General features: G+C 32.7%; 6 protein-coding genes. All 6 read left to right on the top strand.

The annotated features are described in order from the left end of the window. The coding region (locus MAGTDC_RS03945) for a DNA-directed RNA polymerase subunit beta (RefSeq protein WP_462138621.1) at positions 1–1,146 on the top strand (1,146 nt) is incomplete at its 5' end. A gap of 40 nt (positions 1,147–1,186) precedes the next feature. Beyond that, positions 1,187–5,167: a hypothetical protein gene (locus MAGTDC_RS03940; RefSeq protein ID WP_278047002.1), complete on the top strand. Its 3,981-nt coding sequence runs from the start codon at positions 1,187–1,189 to the stop codon at positions 5,165–5,167. A gap of 630 nt (positions 5,168–5,797) precedes the next feature. Beyond that, entirely contained in the window at positions 5,798–5,929 is a 132-nt protein-coding gene (locus MAGTDC_RS05780; protein WP_278047001.1) for a hypothetical protein, read from the top strand. A 234-nt stretch (positions 5,930–6,163) separates the two neighbouring features. Beyond that, on the top strand, positions 6,164–6,301 hold the full coding sequence (locus MAGTDC_RS05105) for a hypothetical protein (RefSeq protein ID WP_192573238.1): 138 nt from the start codon (positions 6,164–6,166) through the stop codon (positions 6,299–6,301). A gap of 149 nt (positions 6,302–6,450) precedes the next feature. Further along, the gene (locus MAGTDC_RS05100; RefSeq protein ID WP_192573237.1) at positions 6,451–6,597 is read left to right on the top strand and encodes a hypothetical protein; all 147 of its coding nucleotides are present in this window, start codon (positions 6,451–6,453) and stop codon (positions 6,595–6,597) included. Between the two features lie 1,069 nt (positions 6,598–7,666). Further along, positions 7,667–8,422, top strand: a complete 756-nt coding sequence (locus tag MAGTDC_RS03935) for an SAM-dependent methyltransferase (RefSeq protein ID WP_146657134.1) — start codon at positions 7,667–7,669, stop codon at positions 8,420–8,422. The last annotated feature ends 20 nt before the right edge of the window (positions 8,423–8,442 follow it).

Here is an 8,442-nt window from a genome sequence, read left to right as displayed (position 1 = left end):
AACGTTGTTACAAATCTAGAACTATTAAGAAAGAAATACATTAAACATATATGACATTTATCAAGAACCGAAACAATAATCTTAAAAAGTAGACATCAAAGTTACGGCATCTTTGAATTCGATAGCATCAATGTTAAACTTTCAAATGATTTACAATTAGCATATAAGTCGTACATATTAAAATTTACAGCTTTGTACAAACGTTGTTTTAAATCGATGAATTTATACTTGACTTCAAAATCCAATTCATGTGATTCATCTAATTTAGATAGAATTGAAATACAGCTTTTAATCAAACGATCAATTAAGGTAGGTGATAAGATATGTGGTAGGCATGGCAACAAAGGTGTGATATCGAGGATAGTTCCGAAGGAGGATATGCCATTCATGGCCGATGGAACACCTGTGGACGTTATCTTTAATCCATTAAGTATACCTTCAAGAATGAATGTTGGACAGATATTGGAATCACATCTGGGATTGATAGCTTATAAGATGGGATTAGAATTCAAAAAGTTACTTCAAATATATAACATATCGAACAACAGGCAAGGAATAATCGATATCGCTAAATCAAAGCTATCAGAAATCCATCCGAATGTTGATTTCAAATCAATCGATAACAAAATAATATTGGAACTGATGTTCGATTTATCCAATGGTGTCAAAACCAACGTTCAAGACATAGAAATCAAGAAGGATATTAAGTTCTTAGAATCACGTATTGATCTAAAAGATGATAAATGTCAATGTCAATTATACGATGGGATAACAGGTCTAAAACTTGATAGAAAGACAACGGTTGGAATTATGTATGTTTATAAATTAGACCACATGGTAGATGATAAAATGTATGCCAGATCTATAGGATCTTATTCAACTATTACTCAACAACCGATAAAAGGTAAGATGAACAAAGGAGGTCAGAGATTAGGTGAGATGGAGGTATGGGCGTTGCAGAGCTATGGAGTAGCATTTATTATTCGAGAAATGTTAACCGCTAAATGTGATGATTTAAAAGCTCGGAAAACGTTAAGTACCAACATAGATGAGAAACATTTAAGGTTCAAAACATCCTGTGGAGAGACATTATCTGTTCTGATCACGGAATTATGTTCACTTTGCATTGAACTTAAGATTACATAACCAAGAATTAACCATGACAATGATGTGGTAATTGAACTTGATGGATAAACGAGGAAACAAAACTATCAGGTTATCGGTTGTTTCAGATCAAACAATATTATCATGATCGTATGGGGAAGTAACGAACAGTGTACTTTTTGATGATGAAACAGATAAACCTATCAAAGATGGTCTGTTTTGTCCAAGGATATTCGGTCCGATTAACAAGAACGAATGTTTATGTAACAAACCTGTGATTAATTCAAACAAGTGTTGTTCTAATTGTGGAACTGACTTTAACATTAACTGAAGAAAAACCAAGCAAAGATTCGGTCATATAGAATTAACTAAACCCGTTGTTCACACTTGATTTCATAAGAATAATACAGAAGTACTGGAAACTTTGCTTGGAGTGTCTAGTTCGGTGATTAAAGGTCTAATAAATTGTGATTTACACGTAATAAACAAACGAATATCCGATGATTTATATGATGGGAAGATAATTAATTCATCTACTTACAGTGATCTTGGTAAACAAACAGGTTGGGACAGGATTGTTTCGGGAGGATCGGCAATAAACTATTTACTATCGAGAACAAATCTTAATAAACTAAAACAGGATATCCAACAAAGATATGAAAGAGCTGAGTCCGTGACTGCTTCAAATGAACTAAACGAAAGGATGAAGATCATTGATGGGTTCTTGAAAAAGAATGTTGATCCAACTTGGCTTGTGTTAAAAGTTATTCCTGTTTTACCTGCTAGTTTGAGACCAATGTTGGCAGATGATGATGAAAGAGTTCAATCTTCCGATCTAAACGAACTTTATAGCCAAGTAATAAATGCTAATAATACTTTAAAATGTTGTTTCGATCTCTTTAAGTTCAGTTGACAATTGGCTACTAACGAATTAATACAAAACATCGGGAAGTTACAAAAAGCGGTAGATATGTTATATGACAATTCAAGTGATTTAGATAACCATCCGTCATATAGTAATAAAACATTAACATCTATTTCAGAAATGTTGAAAGGTAAGCATGGTAGATTCCGACAGACTCTATTAGGTAAACGTGTAGATTATTCTGGACGAACGGTGATTGTTCCAAGTCCGAATCTAAAACTCGATGAGTGTAGTATACCACGAACCATGGCATCTGATCTGTTTAAACCAATAATCTATTTAAAAGCAATGTTGAAACTTGGAAACAAACCAAATGATTCAATAGAGAGGATATTGGAACGTGATCCGATTATGGCTAATCAAATCTTAGATGAGGTTGTAAGTTATTATCCTATTATTTTAAACAGAGCACCAACGCTTCATAAACTTAGTATGTTAGTCTTTATGGTAAGATTAAATAATGAAAGGGTAATCAAAGTACATCCTCTGGTTTGTGCTGGCTTCAATGCTGACTTCGATGGTGATCAAATGGTGGTTCATGTTCCGTTAACTAGTGAAGCAAAACTTGAAGCAATGAAATATATGTTATCATCTAAAAACATACTACATCCGGCCAATGGCAACGTTGTTATAACACCAACTAAGGACATGATAATGGGATTGTACTACTTGTCTTTAGTAGAAAGTAATAAAGAATGCTTGAGATTTGAATCGTTACTTCTACTCAAAAGAGCTGTTGATCTGAATTTGATCAACGTCCATACTAAAATTATATACGTTGTGATTATTAATAACAAATTAACAACAATTATAACAACACCGGGCAGGATTTTGATTGCCGATATAGTACCATCTGAATGTTGTTTTCGATATGATGTTTATCATCCGGAATTTACAAAGGATCGAATTATAGATTTAATACAAGAAGTTAACACAAATTGTGATCGATGAAAGACGGTAAAGTTTTGTGAAGCACTAATGAGATTGGGATTCAAATATGCAACACAATCCGGACTATCATTAGGTTTACCTGATCTATTAACTGCCAAACACAAACACAACATCTTGAGGTCTGTTCGAAAGAAAACAAGAGAAATGATTAACAACACACGAATCGTTCCTCATAATTCACAACAACGTTCAAGTCTTTGAAGGTTATGGTCAAATGTTGCTGATGAAGTTTACAAAACTATGGATCTAGATGATTCAGATATACATCCCAGTAATTCTTCATCAATTAGAATAATGGTGACTTCGGGAGCGAGAGGAACATCAGGTCAATTACAACAACTAACGGGTCTAAGAGGTAAGGTTGTTTGCTTCAATGATGAGCTTAGCAAAATGCCAATACTTCATTCGTACACAGAGGGTCTTTCAACCATTGAAATGTTTGTACTTAGTTACAGTTCAAGAAAGGGATTAATAGATTCGGTGATTAAAACATCAAAATCAGGTTATTTTATGAGAAAGTTAGTGGAAGCATCAAGGGAATGTATTATAGATGAAATTGATTGCAGAACGAAGTTGGGTTTAGAGATAGACTTGTCATCTGATGGTTGTGATAACACTTGTGGTTGACTTATTGGTAGGTTTTTACTTGATGATGTAATTGTTAACAACGTTGTGGTAGCTGATTCAAACGTTGTGTTGACTAAAGAGATAATATTGGATTTAGTAAAGATTTGTAAGTATAAAGTTCATATTCGTTCGCCATTAATGTGTCAAGCAAGGTCCGGTATATGCAGAAAGTGTTATGGATTGAATATTGGTACAGGGAAGTTAGTGAATTTAGGTGATTCGGTTGGGATGTTGGCAGCTCAATCGATCGGTGAACCCGGAACTCAGTTAACGTTAAGAACATTTCATGGATTAGAAATTAGTAACTTTGATAAACCTACGAAAAGTTGTCAATATTATACCAAAGCACCATGTTGTGGACGGATTAAAGTACTTAATTTTGTATGCATTAACTCATATCAAGATGGCTTAATCGTTGTAAATTCTAAGTGTTCAGTTGTGATTTATCAACAGGAAAAACTTGTTTGGAAGGTTGCTGTTCCAATTGGATCAAGGTTGTTCTTTAATAACAATGACTTTGTTGAAGAAGGACAAATCTTATGACTTCGTTGTGTTCAAAACGAATCGTATGTTGGTTTAGTTGGTGGTAAATTGTGTTATGGTAATCTGTGTTGTAATGTTAATTTCCGTAGAACATCAAGATCCGATGATTTATTCTTAGTTAAAAATTGAAAACAAACAGACAAATTCGATGCCAGAATTATACTTAAAGTAGTTGATATAAGCTTGACATATTCGATAAAGACCAATGTTTCATCCCACTTCGTTGTTCAAAGTAACTGTGATGTTGAAATATTCGATTGTATTATGCTTAAAAAGGTAGATGATTATCAAGACATGGTTTCAGATGAAAGTGGAGGTTTGTACAAGTTAGAACATTTGTTTGATAATTCTGAACCAGGTTCGGATGTTGCTATTATCTCACCATGTTGTGGGTTATTAAGGATAGGTAATACAAAAGATTTCAATTCGTATGTAATTGAACCAAGATCTAAGCGTAAGTTTCCAATAGTATACCATTTATACGAACAACATTTAAACACAAAAACTGATAAAGATGTTGGTACTATGGAAATGTTGTTGTCTGGTGAGGTAGATCTTTCAGATTATGCTATCAATCATGGATTCCGTTGGTTCGTTAAATATTTTATCAAAAGTGTTAAACAGATTTATGAACAATATGGGATAAATGTTAATCCAAAACATATAGAAGTTGTGTTAAAACTAATGACATCGACTGCAGTAATGTGGAATACCAATTGCTTCAACTTTGTTAAATATTCCAGCAATAAATGATGGGTTATCGATCAGATTAACAGGGTTTGTCAAACGTTTGGACAGGAACAGATTAGATATTCTAGACAGATAGTTGGTGTATCGAAGTTGTGTACTAAACATCAGATCTCACCGTTATCAACGATGTCTTATCAAGGTTCGACAAAAGCCATAGCCAATGCTGTTATAAAAGGTTTGGAATTCAAAATGACAGGTATTAAAGACCGAATAATGTTTGGTATGTTGCCATTAATTGGTTTGGGATATGGAAACAGGTTATGTTAACTTCAATAATATTATATAGTTTCGAAGAATGTGTTTAATCTATGATATTTCATTAACATTAGGAGATGTTATCATTTAGGAGTAGTTAGTATCAGCTACATAAAGTAAGGAACATCTAGTTGAATAGTTATCGATATTAATACGAGGTAGAATGGTGTTGTTAAATGGTTAGAGGTAATTGATTAATGAAAAGATGGAGAAGTTGAGGTTAATGGTGTTGATGCAATGGTGGGGAGGTGTTTTATAGGGAGTAAGAATGGATATATTGGTAAGGTCAGTATATAAGGGAGTCTGATCGGTTATTTTAATGTTCGATTGAATGATTGGTTGATAACAACGTTTGAAGTGGGTGTATTCATGAGTTTGTTTAAAGTTCTGAAGATTGATGTGTTTAGGTCATACCGATCATGGTTAGATAAGTTTGGTAGATAGTATGTTTTATAATGGAAACAACATCCTGTTAATCAGGATTTCATCAATTCAATGTCTTTAGGATAAGCATGTTTATGCATGGAGGAAGGGGGTTAGGTTTGTAGCTACTCTTGGTATTACTTATTCAGTGGATCCGTTCAGGTTGTTTTCATGTTTCAAATATATCAATGTTAGTTGAGGTTGTTTAGGTAAACATCGGTGTTCAAAGCAATCGGGATTACAGACTTAATTGATCAACTTGGTTTATCTACTTCAACGGAGTTGTGATTGACTGGGTTGTTGAACATCGGAAGTAGGAACGAACACTTGAAAACACAGAGATTGGGTTAGCTGGAGGTTGTGATTGTTTATGAGATAATCGGGATAGATGTTGTTGATGTTAAAGTTCTTGTTAAATCAAGTAGGAATATCGGACAATTATTAGATATGTTGTGTTCGATGTAGATAAGTTCAGATTAAGAAGTAACATAAGTCCATCAATCTGTTGGGATAGTTATAGATGTTAGGTTAGTAAAGGATTGGGATCCGGTTGTTAATGTGTTGGTTTATTAAGGGATAATTGAGGTGTTTGTAAGTTGTGATGACTGAAACCAACGTTTTAATGGTTATTTTGAAAGAGGTGTAATATTGGAACAGAGGATGGGTAGTTGATTAACTGGATTGAGGACTGGGTGTTTGGATTGTGTAATGGGGAAATGGTAATCAATATGATGTGATGTGAATTAAACCAGCCAATGTTGATCCTGTTTAGTGGGGTAATTATTAGTTTAAAAATCGATGTAATAATTAAAGTTGATACAATTTCCGGATTCAATGAAGTTATGAATTAGTCAATGGATTAAAGATCTATTTTGATAGGTATTGACCATATTAGTCATGAAGATGTTATCTGTGTTGGCAACGAAGTCAGCTTTGATGAGTGTTTAATGTTAAAATGATTACAGAAGTTGAAACATCTGTTAAACAACCGGATGTTGTTGTGTTGAATTAAGAATTAATATATGAGATTATATAATGATTAAGGAACATGGTAACAAGGTAGTGAATAGTATGAGCGGTGGTATAAGTTGAAGAGATATATACATCAAAATGAGGTGTAATTTACGGTAATAAATTAGTTTGTTAGTGAGATCTGTATCAGTTGTTTGATCATAATCATTCATCAAGGAACGGTTGTTATTAATTGCTTGAATTAAACGATTTTGTTTAATGGATGACTTATTATAATAGGTAATTAGATCAATTGTTTAGATTTAGTTGGATACAGGGAAGAAGATGGTGTTAAATTAAACATATATGTTGGCATTACAATTGTTATAACATCTTGTTCATGGGTTTTATGTTGTTAACTTTAGTACCGTGTTTTATCATGTAATTAAAGATTTAACCATTGTGTTAGTAATATAATTTAAGCAATGTTGAGGTTAAAGGAATCGATTTTATGAAGAGAAATATTTGTATAATGTACTGTGTTTTGTGGTTTAAGATGTTAACTTTAGTGGTCATTAACAACCTCCATGTTTTGACTCATGGGTATAACATGTTTTATCCAAGATCAAGGTATGGTTTTTAACACTAAGAAGTTCTAATGGGATGGGATTAAAATTATCACAATTATGTTAATGGATTATATGGATTGGAATTTGATGAACTTTATGAAATTAGATCAAATGAATGATATAGATAAGTTTAATAAAATGAATCAAATTAGATGTTACTAAATATGGTTTCTATGGGATTGTTTTGAGTTAATTTTAAGTATAATATTTGAATTACCTAATCTTAAGTAGATATTAGTTCATTCGTTTGTGGTCAGTTGTTAGGTTTTTTGATGGGTTCGTTTAGTGTGTAGGATTTAGTAACACAATGAGGATCTTTGGTTTAAGTTGTGTTTGTGCTTGGTAGTTATGACACTTTTAACAGATGTTTGTTGTTTTGCTTTGAATAATATTGTCATTATCCTTCAGATTTCATGTTAAACATGGTAGTTCGAATAATATGTAATGTCTAACCAACAGTGGGTTTAATTTATAGGAAGGTTATCCGTGTTGAACTGTTAAGTTAACCATGATGGTAACGAATATTGGAAGGATAAACATAAAGTACAACAAGATGTTATGGTTCATTGGATTGCCATCTGGAGGCTTAGATCTTATCAGTATTAGAGCTTTGACGTTAATCAAAAATTGTAAACTTTGTATATGTTCAAGTTCATTGATAAACAGGAAGTTGTTAAGTTATTGTGATAAAACTATATGGGTTCAAAATAATTTAAACTATCAAATCGAACGTATGATTTACTTTGTGTTGTGTTCGAGAGGAATTGTAGTGAAACTTCATTCTGGAAGTATGCTTGGATATAGTGGGATAAATGAACTTGCATTTTATCTGAATATATTAGGAGTTCAATTTACGATACTTCCAAGCGTTGGAGCTATGGACACCGCATTCTCATATTTAGGTTGGGAACCAGATTTCACGATTAATAAAGGAATTATCATAACTAAAATAACTAAGAAATCGATTGTTAGTAATAAACTCTTTTGTAAATGGACTTTAATGGAATTGAACCCAATAGTAGTAATTTACTTAGCTTCAAGATTGATTCAATATGTTTGTGATGCTTTATGTCAAACTTTTGGAAAACATTGTTTGGTAGTATGTGTTTTTAAATCGAATTGACATTCAGAGATCTACTTATTAACTAATCTTTATCACCTTCACGGTGATCTCAAACGAGCTTCGATTTTAAGGTTGACCATGATAATTGCGAACAAATCTCTTTTAACTTCCCGATATTCTTTATGTAAACTAAACAGATAACCAAAAATTCCAACGTCCAC

The sequence above is a fragment of the Candidatus Hodgkinia cicadicola genome, assembly GCF_002774925.1.
This window is presented reverse-complemented; position numbering and strand designations above follow the sequence as displayed.